This window comes from Rathayibacter tanaceti, from assembly GCF_001634385.1.
Lineage (GTDB): Bacteria > Actinomycetota > Actinomycetes > Actinomycetales > Microbacteriaceae > Rathayibacter > Rathayibacter tanaceti.
Genome location: NZ_LIIN01000301.1, coordinates 1 through 650, shown reverse-complemented (window position 1 = coordinate 650; position 650 = coordinate 1). Strand labels below are relative to the sequence as shown.

The window sequence follows — 650 nt, the reverse complement described above, 5'->3', positions numbered from 1 at the left end:
CCGGGTCGCCGCCCACCTCGCAGGCGGCGCGGCGCTGCGCACAGGCGCCGCGCCCGAAGAGCTCTCGTCCTGGTACGGGCTGGGCGACGCCTCCGCCGCGTCGACCGCCGAGGAGTCGGAGGGCTCCTCCGCGGACGACGCTCTGCTGACCGATGGGCTCGCTCCGCTCGTCGACACGCTGCTCGCCGACGTCGAGGTCTCGCTGCGCGCCGTGGTCAGCGGCATCGGCTACACCGAGACGGGCACCAGCATCCGGCTGGGCACCGGGGAGTCGTTCACCGCCGACCGCGTGCTGGTCACCGTGCCGATCGGCGTCCTGCAGACCGACGCCTCATGTTCGATCCGCCGCTGCCGTTCGCGCACCGCGCCGCCATCGCGGCCCTCGGCTCCGGCGTCGTCGACACTCTCTGGCTGCGCTTCGACGAGCCGTTCTGGGACACCTCCGCCCCCGCGCGCTGGTCGCTCGTCGGCTCGGAGGCGGGCATCACCGAGTGGCTCAACCTGGAGCCGTCCACCGGCCAGGCAGTGCTTGTCGGCCTCGTCGGCGCCGATCAGGCCCTGTCGCTGCAGGAGCTGAGCGACGACGAGCTGCTCACCGTGGCGCAGTCGGCGCTCGAGCCCTTCGCCGCCGGCTGACCAGCTCGCGGAGC

1 protein-coding gene and 1 pseudogene are annotated in these 650 nt (G+C 73.8%); both read left to right on the top strand.

Annotated elements, in window-relative coordinates:
• Positions 1-34 precede the first annotated feature (34 nt).
• A pseudogene (locus tag ACH61_RS19470) lies at positions 35-262 on the top strand (hypothetical protein); the annotation flags it as partial.
• A 71-nt stretch (positions 263-333) separates the two neighbouring features.
• Complete coding sequence (locus ACH61_RS18910; protein WP_068213817.1) at positions 334-636, top strand: FAD-dependent oxidoreductase; 303 nt, start codon at positions 334-336, stop codon at positions 634-636.
• Positions 637-650 lie beyond the last annotated feature (14 nt).